This is a genomic window from Pseudomonas gessardii (genome assembly GCF_001983165.1).
GTDB lineage: Bacteria > Pseudomonadota > Gammaproteobacteria > Pseudomonadales > Pseudomonadaceae > Aquipseudomonas > Aquipseudomonas gessardii.
In genome coordinates this window covers 1-21,536 of sequence record NZ_MNPU01000015.1, presented here as the reverse complement: position 1 = coordinate 21,536, position 21,536 = coordinate 1, and the positions used below count along the sequence as shown (strand labels likewise).

Annotated in this window: 21 protein-coding genes, 4 tRNA genes and 1 riboswitch; of the genes, 17 read left to right on the top strand and 8 right to left on the bottom strand. The window is 58.8% G+C overall.

Annotation, left to right across the window (positions count from 1 at the left end; translation table 11 throughout):
* Positions 1-16: 16 nt before the first annotated feature.
* Complete coding sequence (locus tag BLL38_RS12655; protein WP_076962886.1) at positions 17-526, bottom strand: 6,7-dimethyl-8-ribityllumazine synthase; 510 nt, start codon at positions 524-526, stop codon at positions 17-19.
* Between the two features lie 113 nt (positions 527-639).
* A riboswitch (FMN riboswitch) is annotated at positions 640-809 on the bottom strand.
* A gap of 184 nt (positions 810-993) precedes the next feature.
* Between BLL38_RS12655 and ltaE the strand changes: the two genes are divergently transcribed.
* The 8 genes from ltaE to mgtE all read left to right on the top strand — a co-directional run bounded on the left by ltaE (position 994) and on the right by mgtE (position 8,785).
* Positions 994-1,998: a low-specificity L-threonine aldolase gene (gene ltaE, locus BLL38_RS12650; RefSeq protein ID WP_076962885.1), complete on the top strand. Its 1,005-nt coding sequence runs from the start codon at positions 994-996 to the stop codon at positions 1,996-1,998.
* A 147-nt stretch (positions 1,999-2,145) separates the two neighbouring features.
* Positions 2,146-4,764: an alanine--tRNA ligase gene (gene alaS / locus BLL38_RS12645; RefSeq protein WP_076962884.1), complete on the top strand. Its 2,619-nt coding sequence runs from the start codon at positions 2,146-2,148 to the stop codon at positions 4,762-4,764.
* Between the two features lie 97 nt (positions 4,765-4,861).
* Positions 4,862-6,103 carry an aspartate kinase gene (locus BLL38_RS12640; protein ID WP_038442619.1) on the top strand — a complete coding sequence of 414 codons (1,242 nt, stop codon included), beginning with the start codon at positions 4,862-4,864 and terminating at the stop codon, positions 6,101-6,103.
* A gap of 183 nt (positions 6,104-6,286) precedes the next feature.
* The gene (gene csrA, locus BLL38_RS12635) at positions 6,287-6,475 is read left to right on the top strand and encodes a carbon storage regulator CsrA (RefSeq protein WP_003178872.1); all 189 of its coding nucleotides are present in this window, start codon (positions 6,287-6,289) and stop codon (positions 6,473-6,475) included.
* 62 nt (positions 6,476-6,537) lie between these two features.
* Positions 6,538-6,628: transfer RNA gene (locus BLL38_RS12630), tRNA-Ser, on the top strand.
* Between the two features lie 108 nt (positions 6,629-6,736).
* Positions 6,737-6,813: transfer RNA gene (locus tag BLL38_RS12625), tRNA-Arg, on the top strand.
* A gap of 72 nt (positions 6,814-6,885) precedes the next feature.
* Positions 6,886-6,962 (top strand) — tRNA-Arg (locus tag BLL38_RS12620).
* A gap of 380 nt (positions 6,963-7,342) precedes the next feature.
* The gene (gene mgtE, locus BLL38_RS12615) at positions 7,343-8,785 is read left to right on the top strand and encodes a magnesium transporter (RefSeq protein WP_076962883.1); all 1,443 of its coding nucleotides are present in this window, start codon (positions 7,343-7,345) and stop codon (positions 8,783-8,785) included.
* A gap of 97 nt (positions 8,786-8,882) precedes the next feature.
* Here the strand turns inward: mgtE and BLL38_RS12610 are convergent, their stop codons facing one another.
* The 3 genes from BLL38_RS12610 to BLL38_RS12600 all read right to left on the bottom strand — a co-directional run bounded on the left by BLL38_RS12610 (position 8,883) and on the right by BLL38_RS12600 (position 10,048).
* Entirely contained in the window at positions 8,883-9,209 is a 327-nt protein-coding gene (locus BLL38_RS12610) for an Arc family DNA-binding protein (RefSeq protein ID WP_076962882.1), read from the bottom strand.
* Positions 9,210-9,632: 423 nt separating this feature from the next.
* Entirely contained in the window at positions 9,633-9,812 is a 180-nt protein-coding gene (locus tag BLL38_RS12605; protein WP_076962881.1) for a PA3371 family protein, read from the bottom strand.
* Positions 9,813-9,823: 11 nt separating this feature from the next.
* On the bottom strand, positions 9,824-10,048 hold the full coding sequence (locus tag BLL38_RS12600; protein ID WP_076962880.1) for a hypothetical protein: 225 nt from the start codon (positions 10,046-10,048) through the stop codon (positions 9,824-9,826).
* 330 nt (positions 10,049-10,378) lie between these two features.
* Between BLL38_RS12600 and BLL38_RS12595 the strand changes: the two genes are divergently transcribed.
* Together BLL38_RS12595 and BLL38_RS12590 are read left to right on the top strand one after the other, a co-directional pair.
* A tRNA-Arg gene (locus BLL38_RS12595) sits at positions 10,379-10,455 on the top strand.
* A gap of 360 nt (positions 10,456-10,815) precedes the next feature.
* A complete protein-coding gene (locus BLL38_RS12590; protein ID WP_076962879.1) occupies positions 10,816-12,195 on the top strand; it encodes an MFS transporter in 1,380 nt (459 codons plus the stop codon).
* A gap of 60 nt (positions 12,196-12,255) precedes the next feature.
* Here the strand turns inward: BLL38_RS12590 and BLL38_RS12585 are convergent, their stop codons facing one another.
* The 4 genes from BLL38_RS12585 to flgA all read right to left on the bottom strand — a co-directional run bounded on the left by BLL38_RS12585 (position 12,256) and on the right by flgA (position 14,840).
* Positions 12,256-13,005 (bottom strand): flagellar brake protein, encoded by a 750-nt coding sequence (locus BLL38_RS12585; protein ID WP_076962878.1) that lies wholly within the window; start codon positions 13,003-13,005, stop codon positions 12,256-12,258.
* Positions 13,006-13,100: 95 nt separating this feature from the next.
* Positions 13,101-13,568: a flagella synthesis protein FlgN gene (locus BLL38_RS12580; protein WP_076962877.1), complete on the bottom strand. Its 468-nt coding sequence runs from the start codon at positions 13,566-13,568 to the stop codon at positions 13,101-13,103.
* Between the two features lie 48 nt (positions 13,569-13,616).
* Entirely contained in the window at positions 13,617-13,934 is a 318-nt protein-coding gene (gene flgM / locus BLL38_RS12575; protein ID WP_076962876.1) for a flagellar biosynthesis anti-sigma factor FlgM, read from the bottom strand.
* A gap of 141 nt (positions 13,935-14,075) precedes the next feature.
* Positions 14,076-14,840 (bottom strand): flagellar basal body P-ring formation chaperone FlgA, encoded by a 765-nt coding sequence (flgA, locus tag BLL38_RS12570; RefSeq protein WP_076962875.1) that lies wholly within the window; start codon positions 14,838-14,840, stop codon positions 14,076-14,078.
* An 81-nt stretch (positions 14,841-14,921) separates the two neighbouring features.
* Here flgA and BLL38_RS12565 point away from each other — a divergent pair, with 81 nt between their 5' ends.
* The 7 genes from BLL38_RS12565 to flgE all read left to right on the top strand — a co-directional run bounded on the left by BLL38_RS12565 (position 14,922) and on the right by flgE (position 21,099).
* Positions 14,922-15,854, top strand: a complete 933-nt coding sequence (locus tag BLL38_RS12565) for a chemotaxis protein CheV (RefSeq protein WP_076962874.1) — start codon at positions 14,922-14,924, stop codon at positions 15,852-15,854.
* 43 nt (positions 15,855-15,897) lie between these two features.
* Entirely contained in the window at positions 15,898-16,725 is an 828-nt protein-coding gene (cheR, locus tag BLL38_RS12560; protein ID WP_076962873.1) for a protein-glutamate O-methyltransferase CheR, read from the top strand.
* 221 nt (positions 16,726-16,946) lie between these two features.
* Positions 16,947-17,855: a hypothetical protein gene (locus BLL38_RS12555; protein ID WP_076962872.1), complete on the top strand. Its 909-nt coding sequence runs from the start codon at positions 16,947-16,949 to the stop codon at positions 17,853-17,855.
* A gap of 308 nt (positions 17,856-18,163) precedes the next feature.
* Positions 18,164-18,571 carry a flagellar basal body rod protein FlgB gene (flgB, locus tag BLL38_RS12550; RefSeq protein ID WP_076962871.1) on the top strand — a complete coding sequence of 136 codons (408 nt, stop codon included), beginning with the start codon at positions 18,164-18,166 and terminating at the stop codon, positions 18,569-18,571.
* A 3-nt stretch (positions 18,572-18,574) separates the two neighbouring features.
* Positions 18,575-19,018, top strand: coding sequence for a flagellar basal body rod protein FlgC (gene flgC / locus BLL38_RS12545; RefSeq protein ID WP_076962870.1), 444 nt, complete (start codon positions 18,575-18,577; stop codon positions 19,016-19,018).
* 16 nt (positions 19,019-19,034) lie between these two features.
* Positions 19,035-19,766: a flagellar hook assembly protein FlgD gene (gene flgD, locus BLL38_RS12540; protein ID WP_076962869.1), complete on the top strand. Its 732-nt coding sequence runs from the start codon at positions 19,035-19,037 to the stop codon at positions 19,764-19,766.
* A 31-nt stretch (positions 19,767-19,797) separates the two neighbouring features.
* Complete coding sequence (gene flgE, locus BLL38_RS12535; protein WP_076962868.1) at positions 19,798-21,099, top strand: flagellar hook protein FlgE; 1,302 nt, start codon at positions 19,798-19,800, stop codon at positions 21,097-21,099.
* Positions 21,100-21,536: the final 437 nt, after the last annotated feature.

Sequence of the window (21,536 nt, the reverse complement as noted above, 5' to 3'; positions counted from 1 at the left end):
GCGGCTGCTGGCGTGATCAGACGGCCAGCTTGTGCTGCTCGCTGCGCTGGATGGCGCGGATCTTGTGCAGGGTGTCGGCGCAGGTCTGTGCAGCTTCCTTGCCCTTGTGCACAAAGTGCTCGGAGAAGAAGGCGTGGTGCTCGCTGCCCGCGTGGAAATGATGAGGCGTGAGAGACACCGAGAACACCGGCACTTCGGTTTCCAGTTGCACCTGCATCAGGCCGCTGACCACCGACTGGGCGACAAACTCATGGCGGTAGATCCCGCCGTCCACCACCAGGGCGGCGGCGACAATGCCGGCGTAACGGCCGGTCTTGGCCAGCAGCTTGGCGTGCAGGGGCATCTCAAAGGCGCCGCCGACTTCAAAGAAATCGATGTCCGATTCTTGGTAGCCCTTGGCGAGCATTTCGGTGAGGAAGCCTTTACGGCTTTGATCAACAATATCTTTGTGCCAGCAAGCCTGGATAAACGCGACGCGCTCACCGTGGTGGTGTTTGCTCTTGCTGTCGATTGCAGTGGGTTGCATGTTCTGACTCCTGTTTATGAAAAAAACAGGGCGTTATGAATCGAATGGGATTTAAGGGTGCGAGCGACTATGTCATGCAGGTATGCAATCAGCGTACGGCCCTTAGGTGTCAATCCCGTTCTCTCTTCATCCGGACTATGACCGTCGGCCCCGGGATCACACCGGGTCTGCTGACCTTGGCGCCGTCCTGCGTGAGCAGTTCGAGGCGCCAAGCGCTCGCGGGCTATGCGCATTGCGCGCAATTACCGCCGGTGGGGAATTGCACCCCGCCCTGAGAACGTTGCCGCCAGAACCCTGGCGGCGCAGAGTTTTTACCATACATTTCAAAAAACTGCATAGGGTGCTTGTTAATATCGACTATCGACAGGTTTGCTGGTAGCCCTTGCAGGCGTCGGCTTGATATTTGCCGGTGATGCCCGCAGTAATCGGTTACAACAGGGAATTCCCCACTCGCAGAGGCCCGCTTGATGTCCGTGATTGATCTTCGTAGTGACACCGTGACCCAACCCACGCCAGGCATGCGCGATGCCATGGCCAGCGCGCCGAGCGGCGATGATGTCTACGGTGAAGACCCCAGCGTCAACCTGCTGGAAGCCGAACTGGCCCAGCGCCTGGGGTTTGCCGCCGCGCTGTTTGTGCCCACCGGCACCATGAGCAACCTGCTGGCGCTGATGGCCCACTGTGAGCGGGGCGAGGAATACATCGTCGGCCAGCAGGCCCACACCTACAAATACGAAGGTGGCGGCGCGGCGGTGCTGGGCTCTATCCAGCCGCAACCCCTGGAAGTGCAGGCGGACGGGTCGCTGGACCTGGCCCAGGTTGCCGAGGCGATCAAGCCGGACGACTTCCACTTTGCCCGCACCCGGTTGTTGGCGTTGGAAAACACCATGCAGGGCAAAGTATTGCCCATGAGCTACCTGGCCGCTGCCCGCGCATTTACCCGCGAGCATGGCCTGGCCCTGCACCTGGACGGCGCGCGCCTGTACAACGCGGCCGTCAAGCTGGGCGTGGAGGCCCGGGAGATTGCCGGGCATTTCGATTCGGTCTCGGTATGCCTGTCCAAGGGCCTTGGCGCGCCGGTGGGCTCGGTGCTGTGTGGCGCCAGTGCGTTGATCGCCAGGGCCCGCCGTTTGCGCAAGATGGTCGGCGGCGGCATGCGCCAGGCCGGTTCGCTGGCGGCGGCGGGGTTGTATGCCCTGGACCACCAGGTGGCGCGCCTGGCCGACGACCACGCCAATGCCCAATGGCTGGGCGATGAACTGCGCCGGGCCGGCTACAGCGTGGAGCCGGTACAGACCAATATGGTCTACGTGCAGATCGGCGAGCAGGCCCAGGCCCTGAAGGCCTTTGCCCAGGCGCGCGGGATCAAGTTGAGTGCCGCGCCGCGCCTGCGCATGGTCACGCACCTGGACGTCAGCCGGGCACAAATCGAACACGTGTTGGCGACATTTGTCGAGTTTTCCCGGAAATGACAGTGCAGACCGTCTAATTGACTGTTTCTATCGTATAAACACGCTGTACCACGGGCAAAGGGCCGATATAATGCGGCCCTTTGCCGTCGCTCCGTCTGATTGATGTTGCGCACTGGCCTTTGGCCGCAGCCTCCGTGGAAGAACCTAATGAAAAGCGCAGAAATCCGTGAAGCCTTCCTTCGCTTCTTCGAAGAGCAAGGTCACACCCGTGTCTCCTCCAGCTCTTTGATCCCAGGCAATGACCCAACCCTGCTGTTCACCAACGCGGGGATGAACCAGTTCAAGGACTGCTTCCTGGGCCAGGAAAAACGCGCCTACACCCGTGCTGTCAGCAGCCAGAAGTGCGTGCGCGCCGGTGGTAAGCACAACGACCTGGAAAACGTCGGCTACACCGCCCGTCACCACACCTTTTTCGAAATGCTCGGCAACTTCAGTTTTGGCGATTATTTCAAGCAAGACGCGATCAACTTCGCCTGGACCTTCCTCACCGGCGTGCTGAAACTGCCGAAGGAAAAGCTCTGGGTGACGGTCTACGCCAGCGATGACGAGGCCTACGACATCTGGACCAAGGACGTCGGCGTGCCGGCCGAGCGCATGGTGCGTATCGGCGACAACAAGGGCGCCCCGTACGCCTCCGACAACTTCTGGACCATGGGCGATACCGGCCCGTGCGGCCCGTGCACCGAGATCTTCTACGACCACGGCGCCGATATCTGGGGTGGCCCGCCGGGCTCGCCAGAGGAAGACGGCGACCGCTACATCGAGATCTGGAACAACGTATTCATGCAGTTCAACCGCACCGCCGATGGCGTGTTGCATCCGTTGCCAGCGCCGTCGGTGGACACCGGCATGGGCCTGGAGCGGATCAGTGCGGTGATGCAGCACGTGCACTCCAACTACGAAATCGACCTGTTCCAAAGCCTGCTGGCGGCGGCGGCCAAGGCTATCGGCTGCGCCAACGAAGACCAGGCCTCGCTCAAAGTGGTGGCTGACCACATCCGTTCCTGCGGCTTCCTGATTGCCGATGGCGTGCTGCCGTCCAACGAAGGCCGTGGCTACGTGCTGCGTCGCATCATTCGTCGCGCCTGCCGCCACGGTAACAAGCTGGGCGCCAGTGGCAGCTTCTTCTACCAGATCGTCGCGGCCCTGGTGGCCGAGATGGGCCAGGCGTTCCCGGAGCTGACACAGAACCAGGCACACATCGAGCGCGTGCTCAAGGCTGAAGAAGAGCAGTTCGCCAAGACCCTGGAGCAGGGCCTGAAAATCCTCGAGCAAGACCTCGCCGAGTTGAAAGGCGATGTGGTACCGGGCGATGTGGTGTTCAAGCTCTACGACACCTACGGTTTCCCGATGGATTTGACCGGCGACATCGCCCGCGAGCGTAACCTGACCCTCGACGAGGCCGGTTTCGAGCGTGAAATGGAAGCCCAGCGCGTGCGTGCGCGGTCGGCTAGCTCCTTTGGCATGGACTACAACAGCCTGGTCAAGGTTGACGTGGCCACCGAATTTACCGGTTACACCGCCACCAGCGGCTCGGCCAAGGTGGTCGCCCTGTATAAGGACGGGCAGTCGGTCGACGTCTTGAATGAAGGCGATGACGGCGTGGTGATCCTCGATCAGACGCCGTTCTACGCCGAATCCGGTGGCCAGATTGGCGACTGCGGTGTGCTCAAGGCCGCGTCCGGTCGTTTTGATGTGCGTGACACCACCAAGACCGGCGGCGCATTCCTGCACCACGGTGTGCTGGCCTCGGGCAGCCTGGTGGTGGGTGCCCCTGTGCAAACCCAGGTCGACGCCGACGTGCGCCACGCCACCTCGCTGAACCACTCGGCCACCCACTTGCTGCACGCGGCGCTGCGCCAGGTATTGGGCGAGCACGTGCAGCAGAAGGGCTCGTTGGTCGACAGCCAGCGCCTGCGCTTCGACTTCAGCCACTTTGAAGCGATCAAGCCGGAGCAGATCAAGGCCCTGGAAGATATCGTCAACGCCGAAGTGCGCAAGAACACCCCGGTGGAAACCGAAGAAACCGATATCGAGACCGCCAAGGCCAAAGGCGCCATGGCGCTGTTCGGCGAGAAATACGGTGACAACGTGCGCGTGCTGAGCATGGGCGGCAGTTTCTCCGTGGAGCTGTGCGGTGGTATCCATGCCCAGCGCACCGGCGACATCGGCCTGCTGAAAATCATCAGCGAAGGCGGTGTGGCGTCCGGCGTCCGGCGTATCGAGGCGGTGACCGGCGCTGCGGCCCTGGCCTACCTCAATGCAGCCGAAGAACAACTCAAGGAAGCGGCGACCCTGGTCAAGGGCAGCCGTGACAACCTGATCGACAAGCTCTCTGCTGTCCTGGAACGCAACCGCCAGCTGGAAAAACAGCTGGAACAGTTGCAGGCCAAGGCGGCCAGCGCAGCGGGCGACGACTTGTCGGCCTCAGCCCTGGATATCAAGGGCGTGAAGGTTCTGGCCGCACGCCTGGACGGTCAGGACGGCAAGGCGTTGTTGGCCTTGGTCGATCAGTTGAAGAACAAGCTCGGCCGCGCAGTGATCCTGCTCGGCAGTGTCCATGAGGAAAAGGTCGTACTGGTTGCCGGTGTAACCAAGGACCTGACTGGCCAACTCAAGGCTGGTGATTTGATGAAACAAGCCGCTGCGGCAGTGGGCGGGAAGGGCGGTGGTCGTCCAGACATGGCGCAAGGCGGTGGTGTAGACGCCGGTGCCCTGGACGCGGCCCTGGCCCTGACCGTGCCGTTTGTCGAAGCCGGTATTTAAGGCGCTGTTAACGAGTCCATGGTCTAGTCATGGGCGTGTTTAGGTGCTGGACGATTTGTTTATTGGGCGCCCCTTTACGGGCTGAGGCGGCTTAGAAATGGCTTTGATCGTACAGAAATTTGGAGGCACCTCGGTCGGCTCTGTCGAAAGAATCGAGCAGGTCGCCGACAAGGTTAAGAAATTCCGCGATGCCGGCGATGACCTGGTGGTGGTGCTGTCGGCCATGAGCGGCGAGACCAATCGCCTGATCGACCTGGCCAAGCAAATCAGCGGTGATCAGGCGCCGCTGGCGCGTGAGCTGGATGTGATCGTGTCCACCGGTGAGCAGGTGACCATTGCCCTGTTGGCCATGGCGCTGAACAAGCGTGGCGTGCCTGCGGTGTCCTACACGGGCACCCAGGTGCGGATCCTGACAGACAGCGCGCATACCAAGGCGCGTATCCTGCAGATCGACGACCAGAAGATCCGGGGTGACCTGAAGGCCGGTCGCGTGGTGGTGGTCGCCGGTTTCCAGGGCGTCGACGAGCACGGCAATATCACGACCCTGGGCCGTGGCGGTTCCGACACTACCGGTGTGGCGCTGGCGGCAGCCCTGAAGGCTGACGAATGCCAGATCTACACCGATGTGGACGGCGTCTACACCACCGACCCGCGGGTAGTGTCCGTGGCCCAGCGCCTGGACAAGATCACCTTTGAAGAGATGCTGGAAATGGCCAGCCTCGGGTCCAAGGTGTTGCAGATCCGTGCGGTGGAGTTCGCCGGCAAGTACAACGTACCGCTGCGCGTATTGCACAGCTTCAAGGAGGGTCCGGGCACCCTCATTACTATTGATGAAGAGGAATCCATGGAACAGCCGATCATTTCCGGCATCGCCTTCAATCGCGATGAAGCCAAGCTGACCATCCGTGGCGTGCCAGACACCCCGGGCGTGGCCTTCAAGATCCTCGGGCCGATCAGTGCCGCGAACATTGAAGTCGACATGATCGTGCAGAACGTTGCGCACGATAACACCACCGACTTCACCTTCACGGTGCACCGCAACGAGTACGATGCGGCCGAGCGGATCCTGCAGAACACGGCCCAGGAAATCGGGGCCCGTGAAGTGGTTGGCGACACCAAGATCGCCAAGGTGTCGATCGTCGGTGTGGGCATGCGCTCCCATGCGGGTGTTGCCAGCCGTATGTTCGAGTCCCTGGCCAAGGAAACCATCAATATCCAGATGATCTCCACGTCGGAGATCAAGGTGTCGGTGGTGATCGAAGAGAAGTACCTGGAGCTGGCTGTGCGTGCACTGCACACCGCTTTTGAACTGGACGCGCCGGCCCGACAGGGCGAGTAACGCGTTGCCAGGAAGGCGCGGTTGATCCGCGCCTTTCTTTTTTGTCGGGTGAGGGCGCAGGCCTGTTCTTTTGCCCGGGCTCGACAATACTTAGGCATGCCGGGCCATGGCCGCAGGGTCATGGGTCCAAGGCCTTTTTTTGCAGACTGTTGTTCCCGAAATGAAATGCGTGAGGAGAAAGGTATGCTGATTCTGACTCGTCGATGCGCAGAAAGCCTGATTATTGGTGATGGCGAAATCACCGTGACCGTGCTCGGCGTCAAAGGCAATCAAGTGCGGATTGGGGTCAATGCCCCCAAAGAGGTGGCTGTCCACCGTGAGGAAATCTACCTGCGGATCAAGAAAGAGAAGGACGACGAACCAAGCCATTAATTTTTATCGTTTTTTATGTTTGCAAACGGGGATGAAGCTGGTTAATATACGCCCCGTGTTGCGGAGAGCTGGCCGAGTGGCCGAAGGCGCTCCCCTGCTAAGGGAGTACACCTCAAAAGGGTGTCGGGGGTTCGAATCCCCCGTTCTCCGCCATTATTTGCTTAGTACGTTGCAATCTGGTTTTTTCGCTAAGTTGTTGAAATTAAACGAAAAAATAGCTTTACATAGAGATTGAACGGCCTATAATGCGCGGCAACAAATGCACTCGTAGCTCAGCTGGATAGAGTACTCGGCTACGAACCGAGCGGTCACAGGTTCGAATCCTGTCGAGTGCACCATTTAAGAGTTAGTTGCAGCAATGCAGGTAACTTGGCTCCAACCAGTCGTGATCTGGTATAAAACCACAATCTGCACTCGTAGCTCAGCTGGATAGAGTACTCGGCTACGAACCGAGCGGTCACAGGTTCGAATCCTGTCGAGTGCACCATACAAACAAAAAGCCCGCCAAGTGCGGGCTTTTTGCCGTCTGGGGTTTTATTTCCCGGCTGCCGGTTGAGCGTGGCCGTGTAGGAATAGTCTCGGACAGGGAGGTTTTTCTCTCGCCCATGTGTTTTCTTTTCTGCGGCTGTCGTCGCAGTTTCATAAGTGTGCGCAACACTCAGCTTTGTTGCGCAAGCGCTTGTTCTTTCCAGTTTTTTAACGTTTAAAGCGGGCGCACGGTGTATCATTGCGCCCGTCAGCCCCGCCGGGGCTTGTGGAATACCTCCATGGACTTACCCAGTAGTTACTCAGTACCCCGTTTTACCAATCATGAATTGACTGATTGATCCTTCCGGCGTGCCCCGCTGCTGGGAGTGGAGTTCGCCTATGACCGAAGTTGAAGTAAAGAAAACACAAGAAAGCCTGCAGGATCGCCTGGCTCAGGTCGTCGAGCTGCTGCAGCGCCAGCGTGTGGTCGAAGATCTGACCCATCGCCAGGAAGGCCCTCATCAAGACCGGGTCGAGAACCTGGTCCACCGGCAGAACCTCGTCGAATTGCAGCGCAAGCTCGATGACCTGCACTCTGCCGACGTTGCCTACATCCTTGAAGCCCTGCCGCTGGACGACCGTCTGACGCTCTGGCAGTTGGTCAAGGCTGATCGCGATGGCGACATCCTCCTTGAAGTATCCGATTCGGTGCGGGAAACCCTGATCGCCGACATGGACGATCACGAGCTCCTGGCGGCAGCCAAGGAGATGGACGCTGACGAACTGGCCGACCTGGCCCCTGAACTGCCCCGTGATGTTGTGCATGAGCTGATGGAGACCCTTGACGGTCAACAGCGTGAGCGCGTGCGCTCCGCGTTGTCCTATGACGAGGAGCAAGTCGGCGCATTGATGGACTTCGAGATGGTCACCATCCGCGAGGATGTCAGCCTGGAAGTGGTCCTGCGTTACCTGCGGCGCCTCAAGGAGCTGCCGGGGCACACCGACAAGCTGTTTGTGGTCGACTACGAAGGTATCCTCAAGGGCGTGCTGCCGATCAAGCGCCTGCTGGTCAATGACCCGGATAAACAGGTTGCCGAGGTCATGGCCAGCGACCCGGTAAGCTTTCATCCTGATGAAGATGCCTACGATGCCGCCCAGGCATTCGAGCGTTATGACTTGATTTCGGCCCCGGTGGTCGACAAGAACGGCAAGCTGATCGGCCGTTTGACTATCGACGAGATGGTCGACCTGATCCGTGAAGAAAGCGAAAACGAAGTCCTCAACATGGCGGGTCTGCGTGAAGAGGAAGATATTTTTGCGTCAGTCTGGCGATCCCTGAGCAACCGTTGGGCGTGGCTGGCGGTCAACCTGATCACGGCATTTATTGCCTCGCGGGTCATTGGCCTGTTTGAAGGCTCTATCGAGAAACTGGTGGCGCTGGCGGCGCTGATGCCGATCGTGGCTGGTATTGGTGGCAACTCGGGTAACCAGACCATCACCATGATTGTGCGGGCGATGGCCCTGGATCAGGTGAGCACTGGGAACACCTCGCGCCTGATGCGCAAGGAGCTGGCGGTGGGCTTGATCAATGGCCTGGTGTGGGGTGGGGTTATCGGTGTGGTGGCCTACCTGCTGTATGACAGCTGGTCCCTGGGCGTGGTCATGACCGCGGCCATGACCCTTAACCTGCTGTTGGCGGCACTGATGGGGGTATTGATCCCCATGACCCTGGCGCGCCTTGGGCGCGATCCTGCGATGGGTGCCAGTGTGATGATCACGGCCATGACTGACAGTGGTGGCTTCTTCATCTTCCTGGGCCTGGCGACGATCTTCCTGCTTTGAACCCAATAGGAGCCGGCAAGCCGGCTCCTGCATCCAAAGTAAAAATCCCATGCAAAAAAAGCCAGCGCAAGGCTGGCTTTCAGCGTTCAGTTGCCGATTATTCGGCTTCTGCGGCTGCCTCAACGTCGTGGGCAATCAGCGACACCAGCGCGTTTTGCTGACGGTGGGACAGTTGGCGAAACCGCTGTAGCAGCTCACGCTCGTGCAGTGACAGCTCCGGGCTGTCCATGCGCATGTTCAGTTCGTCACCCAGCGCGCCTTCCTGAATAAGGCTTTGCTCCATGCGCGCGATGATTTCAGAGTTCATGCTGCGGTGATGATTGCGAGCCACCTCGGCAATGCGTTCCCGCATTCCGTCTGGCAGACGTACGACGAACTTGTCAGCCGTACGGCTGGAATAAATTGCCTGTTTCAATGGGCGCATATATTTAACCGGTTAGTTCAGGGGAGCGGTTTTTGGAATTGGCCGCAAGATGTGTGTTAGGACAAGGCTTGCGGACAAATGTTCAACCTGAATTGCAAAGAGGCCGCATCATGCCTCAAATTTGCCAGTTCCTTGGCGTCAATTCTGTGACAAATATTGAACTGCCTAAAGGCTTTATGCCAGTACTCATTTTCAAATTTGCGGACTGGTTGGAAAACTTTTCTGCCGGCCGATCTGACTGAGGATCAGCCCGCAGGCTCTCGATGCAAGAGGGTTTTCGGGCGCACATCCTATAGCAATGTGGCCTTTTGCCCTTAATTTTAAGACTAGTGGCAAATGGCCGATTTGCGAGCCGAGGCGATATAAGGTCGGGTGGCATGCAGAGGGGATTGGCAGGGTGTCAATCTCTCGTCGCAGAGGCGTTCAGCGCAGGACGGGGTCGAACTTGAAGCGACGCCCGGCGACCACGGCGATCACCAATGCGACGGCGAACACGGCGCAGGCGCTGAGGCAAAGGGTCTGCCAGTGCGCCGATGGAGGATTGAGCCCCAGGATGCCCGTGGACACGGCCAGGACGAGAAATAGCCAGGCTGGCTTGGTCATGGTGGGCTCGCTTAGAAGATCCAGTGTTCAGAAGAGCTGCTGGCCTGCGTGCCCTGTGTCAGGTGAGCCGACGATTGGCCATTGGCTGTCATCACGGCCAGTTGAGGTCGTTGCTGGGTCTGGTGGCTACCCGTGTGGCTGATCTGTGCCGTATCGCTGTCGCTGCTGGCCTGGAAGTGGAACATCACCAGTACGGCCAAGGCCAGGGCGTTCAGGATCAGAAGTGTGCTGTTCATGGGTGTTTCCCCGTGTTCACGTGCAGGACCGTTTTATAAGCATAAAGAGTGCAGTCATCGTGCCAGCGGTTAATTTGAAAAATATCATTATAAATCAATGATATAAATTGATCTCAAACGTATGGCTCGTTGCAATATGCAATGATGGCATTTCGCATCAATGCATTTTGCACGATGGCGTGGGTGGGCCCGTGGGCCCAGGTTTATCGCTGGCGGGGCGGGATGAAGGCTTACGCCTAAAAAGCTGACGGACGACATGACAAAACTCACCTTGGCCGTTAACATGCACGCCGTCTGTCGCAACGCCATCTGGCCGTGCGCCTGTCATTAGTCCCAGTAGCTCAATTGGATAGAGCATCCCCCTCCTAAGGGGAAGGTTGGCCGTTCGAACCGGCCCTGGGACACCATTTGCAGTCTCGCCGCCCACCCGGCCGAGACGCTGAAAAACCCCACTCAGCCTGCGCTGGTGGGGTTTTTTTATGGGTGGCTGCTTTCTTGGCCGTTTGGCCAGTGCCTTCAGCCCGGCTGGCGAGATATATTGTCACAACCTTGTACCGCGCCTTGTGTCTGAGTGCGTCTGACAGGTAACGCAACGGCGAAGGAACTGTTGGCGGTCGAGTTCATCGAAGGCTGCATGCTTGAACGTTACCGGATCCAAATGCTTCTGGGCGCCTGTGTCGTCAGGTGCCTGGGTTTAACGATGCTTCGCCCTCGGTCTATTGTGTCAATAGCCTGAAACCCACTGCAAGGAGCCGCTCGGACCGCCGATGCGCCAGATCTGGAAATCTTTTCGAGCCCTTTATTTCGCCTCCTTGATGATGCTGATCGGCTCCGGCCTGCTCAGTACTTACCTGGCCTTGCGCCTGGCAGCGGATAACGTCGACAGCCTGTGGGTCGGCGCGTTGATGGCGGCCAACTATTTTGGCCTGGTGCTGGGGGGCAAGATCGGGCATCGCCTGATTGCCCGGGTCGGGCATATCCGGGCCTATGCCACCTGTGCCGGGATTGTCGGTGCGGCGGTGCTGGGCCATGGCCTGGTGGATTGGCTGCCGGCCTGGATCGTGCTGCGGATCATCGTCGGCCTCGGCATGATGTGCCAGTACATGGTCATCGAGAGCTGGCTCAACGAGCAGGCGGATGCCAAGCAGCGCGGCGTGGTGTTCAGTGGTTATATGATCGCCTCCTACCTGGGCCTGGTGCTGGGCCAGTTGATTCTGGTCATGCACCCCCAATTGGGGCTTGAGCTGCTGATGCTGGTGGCGCTGTGTTTTGCCCTGTGCCTAGTGCCGGTGGCCATGACCCGGCGTATTCACCCGGCGCCCTTGCACCCGGCGCCGATGGAACCGCGTTTTTTTATCAAGCGTGTGCCACAGTCCTTGAGTACGGTCTTGGGGGCCGGCCTGATCGTTGGCTCCTTCTACGGCCTGGCGCCGCTGTATGCGGCCCAGCAGGGGTTGAGCACCGAGCAGGTCGGCCTGTTCATGGGTAGCTGTATTTTTGCCGGCCTGTTGGTGCAATGGCCGCTGGGCTGGCTGTCGGATCGCTATGACCGGGCCTTGTTGATTCGCTGCTTCGCCCTGTGCCTGGCGGTGGCGGCATTGCCGCTAGCGATCATGACCCAGGTGCCGTTGGAAGTGCTGTTTGTCGCCGGTTTCCTGTGCTCGCTGGTGCAGTTCTGCCTCTACCCGCTGGCCGTGGCGTTTTCCAACGACCATGTCGAAGGTGATCGCCGGGTATCGCTCACCGCGATGCTGCTGGTGACCTACGGGGTGGGCGCGAGTATCGGGCCGTTGCTGGCGGGGGTGGTCATGAAGCTGTTTGGCAACCAGATGCTCTATGCGTTCTTCAGCTTGTGTGCCTTGATCCTGGTCTGGCGCATTCGCCCCAAGGCGGTGACCAACCTGCATCAGGTGGACGATGCGCCGCTGCAGCACGTAGCGATGCCCGACAGCATGTCCAGCTCGCCCTTGGTGGCAGCCCTCGATCCGCGTGTGGATGAGCAGGTGGTCCAGGACCAGATGCAAACCGCTGCGCCAGAGCCAGGGCCTGAGGCAGAACCGGAGGTAGAGCCGCAACCTGAGCCTGACCCGGCGGAGCATCCCGACCCGGATGAGCACCCGCATGACTTGAGTCGGGCCCGTCCCTGAAACAAAAAACGGGCAGTTCTCAAAGGAGCTGCCCGTTTTTTTGTGCCTGTGGTTCGGCGTTTACAGGTCGTCGTCTTTATCGAACCGTCGCGCCTCGCGCTGCAGTTGGTAGACAAAGCGCTCGACCTGGCGCTGCACCAGGCCGCTCATATTGTGGAAGCGCACACCGGCAAAGGTGGTGTTGATCCTTTCTTCAACGTGCAGGTAGCGCAACTCCACCGCAGTGGTCATGCTGCCAAAGGGCAGGGCGGCGATAAAGCGGTCGTAGACCTGGCCCAGTTGCAGGCGCTCGGAGATGTCCCCGTCAAAGCGCAGCTTGCAGCCGGTGGCGGAGATATCCAGCAACTGACCGCTGATAGGCGTCTTGAGTTTCTCGCCGCCCAATTCGATATTTACCAGTTGCGCCAGTTTCAAGGCTGCGCGAAAGGCATTGCGGCGCTGATGGTAGACCACTTCTTCAGGCAGGCTGCCTTTGTAGATACGGTGGCCGTCCTGTGTGCCGATTGTCAGGCTGCCATTACTGTCCCAGGCCACGCGCACGCCTTCGTGAAAGCCTTCGATGCGAAAGGCTTCGCCATTTTCCAGGTAGCGTTCACCGTCGGGCGGGATCATCTCGTCCAGGCTCAGGGTCTTGCTGTCCTTGTCGACCTCCACCAGGTAGCTCTGGAAGCGCTGGTTGCGTTCGTGAAAGGTGATGATCAGCGGGTCGTGGCTCTCTTGCAGCAGCCGCAGGGTGCTGGCAATTTCCAGAGGGGTGGTGAGGACCTTGGGTGGCTGCGGAGCATCTACCGCGCTAAGGGTGTTGAACACGGTTCTTCCATCTCCAGACAAAATACGACTACACGCAAGAACCGGCATTTTGCCAGTATGTGGCGCGCCTTGATAGGGCGCCCGATAAACCGGCGTCAGGCTTGGCTGAGGGTGCTGGGCTTGACCAGTCGCGAGGTGGAGCCCTGGGCGTTATACAGTGCTGGAGGTTCGCCGCCATGCAGGATGCGCAACTGGTTGGCGGTGGTAGCTTGCTGCAGTTGGATCGACTGGCCATTGAGCACATTGGCTTGCTGGCAGTTGATCAACAACTCATTGAGTGCTTTGCTCTGGGCCAGCAACTGGTCGCCGACCGACGAATGGCTGGCCAACTGTTCCAGGCCGCTGTGGTCAGCGGGCAGGCCCAGGCTGAGCAGGATCTGGCTGCGTTTCTGGCCGTGTTGTTCAAGCAGGATGATCAGCGATTGCTTGCGTGCCAGGATGTCTTCCAGCAGGCGCATGTCGCGACCGCACAGGGCCACGAATTCGTCTTGAAGCAGCTCCAGCAGGTGTTGCGCGGGAGCCAGGTCTTCAGTGATCAGTTGCAGCAGATTTTCGTCGTGCATGGCTGGCCTTGGGGTTTAAGCGTCCAAAAGCCCGGCGCAGGCCTGTGCCTAGCGCTCGGCTTTGATGATTTTGCCGGCTAAACGGTCGTTGTCGATCTGATAGCTGCCATCGGCAATCGCCTGTTTCAACTCGGCCACGCGGGCTTTATTGACAATCGGCTGATCGCGCAGCGAGTCAGTGATCTTCTGCAACTGTTGAGCCTCGTTGCTCAAATGGACCGATTCGCCACTTTGCGTCGAAACGGTTTGTTCTGCCTTGGCAGGCACTGCCGGTGCCTTGGCTTCAACGCTGTCCTTGGCCGCGTTGGTACGCGTGCTGCCGGGCGTTGCCTGGGCGTTATTCAATCGGCTGAAATCAATGACCATGTTAAAAAACCTCTGGGTATTTGGACGCTTGCCATGTTTTCGGCCATACCCGGACAAACTTTAGGCGCGATCGACAATAAACCTATGCCTCGCAATATCGTGCGCACAGTGTAGGAAAAGCCAGCGTCCCACGCCAGTAATCTATAACGCCACCTCCACTTGGCCAGGGGCCGTGACACGGGCCTTGATCACCCGCTTGGAGTTGAGGTTCTTGACGCGGATCTGTTCGCTCATCCCGCCATTGGCCAGGGCCTCCCCCGGCATTTTCACGTTCAGGCCGCCACTGCTGGCGGAGATCACCACCTGGTCGCCCTTGCGCACCACTTCTGCCTGTTCCAGGTGAACCAGGGTAATCACCTGGTCGCTGACCATTGGTCGGGTTAATTTCTGCCCAATGGCCTGGTCCACGGAGGTGAGGTAGCCCTGGCTGATCTGGCTGATGTCGCGTTCGCGCATGGCCACGTCTTCAAAACCGATGATGCCGGTGCGCTTGAGTGGGCGGGTAACGGTCACCACTTCGCGGAACAATCGCACCTGGGCCGGCACGAACACGGTCCAGGGCGAGCTGCCGTCGCAGCGTACGCGCACGGTCACGCGGCCAATGGGCTGGGCGGGGCTTTCCAGTGAGCCTGTCAATTCCTTGTCGCACATGGGCATGCGCAAACGCGGGTCCAATGGGTTGACTTGGATCTCATAACGCCCCGGTGTCTGTGTGGTTGCCAGATAATCTTCTACAGTGAACTCAAGAAAGCCTTGAGTGACGCCGATAAGCAGATCAGGCAAGGTGACATTGTCGGCACGGGCCTGGTGGCCTGCGCCCAAGGCAAGCAACGCCATCCAGGCACAGAGCGATCTGCGGTACTGGGGCGAGCCAAGGCGTCGGAAAACTGTCGTTTTGATGTTCATAGCCAATAAAAAGCAAGGCTCGTGCCGTTTTGTGTTGGGTGCGCGTCGTACCCGTAAGTTTTGTAGCGTAGGAGTCTGGGCATGGCAGGTGTAATGGATTCAGTGAACCAGCGCACGCAGCTGGTAGGGCAGAATCGCCTGGAGTTGTTGCTGTTTCGACTCGATGGCAAGCAGCTATATGGCATCAACGTCTTCAAGGTACGGGAGGTGCTGCAATGTCCCAAACTCACCATAATGCCCAAGTCCAACCCCGTGGTGTGTGGTGTGGCCAACATCCGTGGCTCGACGATTCCGATTCTTGACCTGGCGATGGCCACTGGTACTTCCGGCCTGCAGGATCGCGAGAGCCCGTTTGTGATCATCACCGAATACAACACCAAGACCCAGGGGTTCCTGGTGCGCTCGGTGGAACGTATCGTCAACATGAACTGGGAAGAGATCCATCCGCCACCCAAGGGCACCGGGCGCGATCACTACCTCACGGCAGTGACCCGGGTCGATAACCAGTTGGTGGAAATCATCGACGTCGAGAAGATCCTCGCGGAAGTAGCGCCGACATCGGAACAGATTTCGGTGGGTGTGGTCGATGAGCAGACCCAGCAAAAAGCCCTGACCCTGCGGGTGCTGACGGTGGATGACTCGTCGGTGGCGCGCAAGCAGGTGTCCCGTTGCCTGCAGACGGTGGGCGTCGAAGTGGTGGCGCTCAATGATGGCCGCCAGGCGCTGGACTATCTGCGCAAGCTGGTGGACGAAGGCAAGAAGCCGGAAGAAGAGTTCCTGATGATGATTTCCGACATCGAGATGCCGGAAATGGACGGTTACACGCTTACGGCCGAGATACGCAACGATCCACGCATGCAAAAATTACATATAGTCCTGCATACTTCATTGTCCGGTGTATTCAATCAGGCGATGGTCAAGAAGGTCGGTGCCGATGACTTCCTGGCCAAATTCCGTCCTGATGACCTGGCATCCCGGGTAGTCGACCGGATCAAGTCTGCAGATCACGGCTAGGGGCTTTCTCCCTGGCGGTCACACGAGTTAAGAGGCGGTTGCATTGTCTACGGGTAATTTGGATTTTGAACAGTTCCGGGTATTCCTGGAAAAAGCCTGTGGCATATTGCTCGGTGAAAACAAGCAGTATCTGGTATCAAGCCGCCTCAACAAATTGATGGAGCAGCAGGGTATCAAGTCCCTGGGCGAGTTGGTGCAGCGTATCCAGGGCCAACCGCGCAGCGGGCTCAAGGAGATGGTGGTCGATGCCATGACCACCAACGAAACCTTATGGTTTCGCGATACCTACCCCTTTGAGGTGCTCAAGAGCAAGGTATTGCCCGAGGCCATCAAGGCCAGCCCCGGCCAGCGCTTGCGCATCTGGTCGGCGGCCTGTTCTTCGGGGCAGGAACCGTATTCGCTGTCGATGTCCATCGATGAGTTCGAGCGGACCAACATGGGCCAGCTGAAGGCAGGGGTGCAGATTGTTGCCACTGACTTGTCCGGCACCATGCTGACCAACTGCAAGACCGGCGAATACGACAGCCTGGCTCTGGGCCGTGGCTTGTCCCAGGAACGCCTGCAGCGTTACTTCGACCCCAAGGGCGCCGGGCGCTGGGGGGTCAAGGCACCAATCAAGAGCCGGGTGGAGTTCCGTTCGTTCAACCTGCTGGACAGCTACGCCAGCCTGGGCAAGTTTGACATCGTGTTTTGTCGCAACGTTTTGATCTACTTCTCGGCTGAAGTGAAGAAGGACATCCTGTTGCGCATTCACGGTACGCTCAAGCGCGGTGGCTATCTGTTCCTCGGCGCGTCCGAGGCGCTGAACGGCTTGCCGGATCATTACCAGATGGTGCAGTGCAGCCCCGGCATTATCTATCAGGCCAAGTAATGGTTTGAGCCCGTTATTCAGGACGCGGCAAGCAGTACACACAAGGGAGACCCGCAAGGGTCTCCCTTTTTTATTTGGCTCGGGACGTCCCCCTTCTGGAACTTATATTTCTCGGCTCGCCACGGATGGATGGGTGGGTAAGTTCCGTTCGCTCAAAACGATCAACCGTGTTTGCGAGGGCGCAAAGTCTTTTTCGTCACGCTCACCGGAAGGAGGAGGGTATGGGAAGTATTTCAACAGAGCACCACCCGGGAGGCGCACACTTTGCGTTCGACCCGGTTATTGAGCCGCGACGTGCGCAGGAACACCCCGCAGGGGCGGCAAGGGGGCGGGCAGGTTCCAGCCCTATGCCTGGCACTCAGGCGTTCGGGGCGCCGGGTATCAACTTTTCCCCGGTCAATAGTGGGGGGGCGAGACAGGCCTTTAGTTACGACTCTTTTGCTTCCAGTGACAGTTTTATACCGAGAAACAATTTCTCTTCTTTTGCGGGGACTGGTCTAGTCCGTGCCGGAGTCAAGGCAGGGAAAGATACCGGGGATGTTTTTGCAGGGTTTTCTCAAGGGAAAAATGGCAACTGCGCCACGGTTTCAGCCATCAAGGCAATGATTCAGCGCTATGGCAAGAAGGAGACCGATCTCTTCAAGGAAGTGAAGGAAACCCAGGATGGCTACCACATCACGTTGAAGGACGGGAGTGAGGTGAGTTTGACCCGGCAGGAGCTGGAGGAGGCTGGGCGTCATGCCGGCTTTAACGGTAATGATCCAGAGATGAAAAAGACGGCAATCCTGGCCTATGCAGTCAGTGGCAAGAAGGCACAGGAAGCCGACCATGAAGGCTCGAAATTCAACTTCTCCAAGGCCCTGGACTCCCTTGAGAATGGTGAATATACCAAGGACGCCTTTATCCGGCTGGGTATGAAAGATCATATTCGGCAGGGGACCGTTAACGATCTGGAAAATGGCCAGTTGGGCATCATCGAGAAGGACGTCGCCGGGCCCGGTACGGCCCATTCGATGGTGGTGATTGGAGGGGTGGAGGAGCACTGGGGGAACAGAGGCGGGAGGGTCGAGGGCGGAACCATGTCCGGAAACGGCCGCGAGGTTCCGGAAAACGTAATCCTTTTGACTTGATGGCGCCTTCAAGGCGCGTGATGCCCAGCAGCGGCGACCTTGCCAGAAAAGACCTCTGGTTGATCATCATCAACCAGAGGTCTCGGCCAGCGACCGCTGGCGGCAACGCCATCCCTTATCTGCCCGGCACAAAACGGCATAGCCATTGCCGCTTTCCTGACGCTTCGCGGTAAAGCGTTGCCGCTTTTGCGCCATTGCCACCGGCAATATCTCCCTAACCCCTTGATTTATTGGGCCTGAAAAACCTGGCATGGCGCTTGCTATAACCCTGTTACAGAACAGCAGGTCAGCCCCTAAAGGTTTCCGCCATGAGCATCAGCTTCGATAAAGCGCTCGGTATCCACGAACAGGCCCTGGGCTTTCGCGCCCAGCGTGCCGAAGTCCTGGCTAACAACATCGCCAACGCCGACACCCCGAACTACAAGGCTCGGGACCTGGACTTTGCCGCCGTGCTCGCCGCACAGAGTGACAAGACCCAGAACGGCTCTTTCGCCTTGAACATGACCAATAACCGTCATATCGAAGCGCAGGGCCTGGGCAGTGGCGATGAGTCGCTGATGTATCGCACGCCGATGCAGCCGTCGATCGACCAGAACACCGTCGACGCGCAGCTGGAGCAATCGAACTACGCCGAGAACTCGGTGAACTTCCAGGCCAGCTTCACCCTGCTCAACAGCAAATTCAAAGGGCTGATGGCAGCCCTGCGCGGAGAGTAAGCCATGTCTCTATCCAGTGTTTTCAATATTGCCGGTAGTGGCATGAGCGCCCAGACCACGCGTCTGAACACGGTCGCCAGTAACATCGCCAACGCCGAGACCGTGTCGTCGAGCATCGACCAGACCTACCGTGCGCGGCACCCGGTATTTGCCACCATGTTCCAGGGGGCCCAGGGCAGTGGCGGCGATTCGTTGTTCCAGGACCAGGATGCTGCCGGCCAGGGCGTCCAGGTGCTGGGGGTGGTCGAAGACCAGAGCAACCTCGAAGCGCGCTACGAACCCAACCATCCTGCCGCGAACGAAAAAGGGTACGTGTACTACCCCAACGTCAACGTGGTCGAGGAAATGGCTGACATGATTTCTGCCAGCCGCTCGTTCCAGACCAACGCGGAAATGATGAACACCGCCAAAGCCATGATGCAGAAGGTCCTGACCCTCGGTCAGTGATAAGGGGCGCTAAAGCATGTCCGTCACTAACGATGTGTCGAGTCAGTCGACAATCCAGAGTCTGTTCGACTCCAAGGTCAAGGATGCCAAGTCCACTCAGGGCAACCTGGCCGATACCGCCAAGGCGGCTTCGGGCAACCAGTCCCTGGGCAAGGATGCGTTCCTGCAATTGCTGGTTACCCAGCTGAAGAACCAGAACCCGCTGTCGCCCCAGGACAACGGCGCGTTCGTCGCGCAACTGGCGCAGTTCAGCAGCCTGGAAGGCATCAACACCCTGAACGACTCGGTGAACACCATCACCGGCAACTACAAGTCGTCGCAGGCGCTACAAGCCTCGTCGCTGGTGGGGCGTTCGGTGATTATTGAAACCAACAAGGCCATGGTCGATACGAGCAAGAGCTTTACCGGCTCGGTCGCCGTGGGGTCGTCGGTGGGTAACGTCACCGTCAAGGTCACCGACAAGGACGGCAAGCTGGTCAAGACCATCGAGCTGGGCGCCCAAAGCGCCGGCAAGGCGGACTTTATCTGGGACGGCAAGAACGAAGCGGGCGAGCCACTGGATTCTGGCTCTTACACCTTCGCGGCCAGTACCAAGAATGACGCCGGTGAGTCAGTGGCGTTGAAAACCTCGCTGCCCGCCACGGTCACCAGTGTGACCCTGAGCCAGACCGGCGGCGAAATGCTGCTCAATCTTTCTGGCGGCATGGGCAGCATCAAGCTGTCGCAAATTCAGACTATCGGTACATAGAGCCGGCTAAATACGGCAAGAGGAGAGAAACATGTCTTTTAATATCGGCCTTAGCGGCCTCTATGCGGCCAACAAACAACTGGACGTGACCGGCAACAACATCGCCAACGTCGCGACCACCGGCTTCAAGTCGTCCCGTGCTGAGTTCGCCGACATCTACGCGGCGTCGCGCCTGGGCACTGGCAACAAGACTATTGGTACAGGTGTGAACCTGGCCGCAGTCTCCCAGCAGTTCACCCAGGGTGAAGTCACCAGCAGCGGCGGTTTGCTGGATATGGCGATCCAGGGTGGTGGCTTCTTCGTGCAAAAAGGCAGCGACGGCTCGTTGGAATACACCCGTAGCGGCTCGTTCAAGCCGGACAAGGATGGCTACATCACCAACAACACCGGCACCTCGCGCCTGCAGGGCTATGCCGCCGATGAAGACGGCAAGATCAGCAAGAGCGGCCTGACCGACCTGCGTATCAACCTGTCCAACCTGCCGCCCAAGGCGTCGACCAAGGTTGATTCGAGCAGCAACCTGAACTCTTCCAAGTTGCCGATCGACCAGGTGACCAAGCCATTCAACCCGGGCGATACATCGACGTTTACCGAACAATATGGCACCACCTTGTATGACACTCAGGGCAACGCCCACGAGATGGTGCAGTACATGGTGAAAACCGACTCCAATACCTGGAAGTCCTACACCCTGGTCGATGGGCACAACCCGGATGGCAGCTCGATCACGGCCTCACCACCTGTTGCCTCGACCGTGACGTTCGATACCGCCGGCGCGCTGCAAGGGATCATCACTCCGCCGAGCAACGTGTCCAATACCACCCTGACCATCGACTGGAAACCGGGCGTGATGGAAAACGGCGTGTGGAACCCTGACAACGGCGCCGCCGGGGGCAAGATTGCGATCAACATGGGCAATATCACCCAGTACAACTCGGCCAGCTACCGCAACCCACCGATCACCGATGGCTACGCTACTGGCGAAATCACCGGGCTGAAAATCGACGGCAGTGGTGTACTGTTTGCCACCTTCAGCAACCAGCAAAGCAAGGCCATCGGCCAGGTTTCCCTGGCCAGCTTCAACAATGAGCAAGGCCTGCAGCCTGCCGGTGGCACCGCCTGGAAAGAAACCTTTGCTTCGGGCCAGCCGGGCTATGACGCACCCGAGTCCGGTACCTTGGGTTCGCTGGTGGCCAACTCCCTGGAGAACTCCAACGTCAACCTGACCAATGAGCTGGTGGACCTGATCAAGGCCCAGAGCAACTACCAGGCGAACGCCAAGACCATCTCCACCCAGAGCACCATCATGCAGACCATCATTCAGATGACGTGATGCGCTAGTGCCACACAAGAAGCCCCTCGAAAGAGGGGCTTTTTTGTGGGCGTAAGAAAAGCATCTGTCTGGCAGACGGATACGCACTGAAATGCTTGGGGAGGAACGCATAAATCCCGCTTTGCCACTGAGATAACAACGGGCCGTTAGGCCCATTAATCAAGGGGAGGGCTTGCTATGCAAAGCTCGGGAGTGTTTATGCCTGCGGCGCGCGTAATCCTGGGGCAGGCCGTTGCGCGTCAGGAGCCGGCGGTCAGCGAACCTGCTGGCGATGCGGCTACGGTCAAGACGTTGTTTAGCGAGTTGTTAGGGAATCTCCGAACAAGCCTTCAGTTATGCGAGAATCCCCGCAACACCTGATCCGAGCCGCCCATGAGCCAGATGAGCTTTTCCGACTTTGAGTACGCCGGCAAGCGCAAGCAAACCCGCCGAGAGCG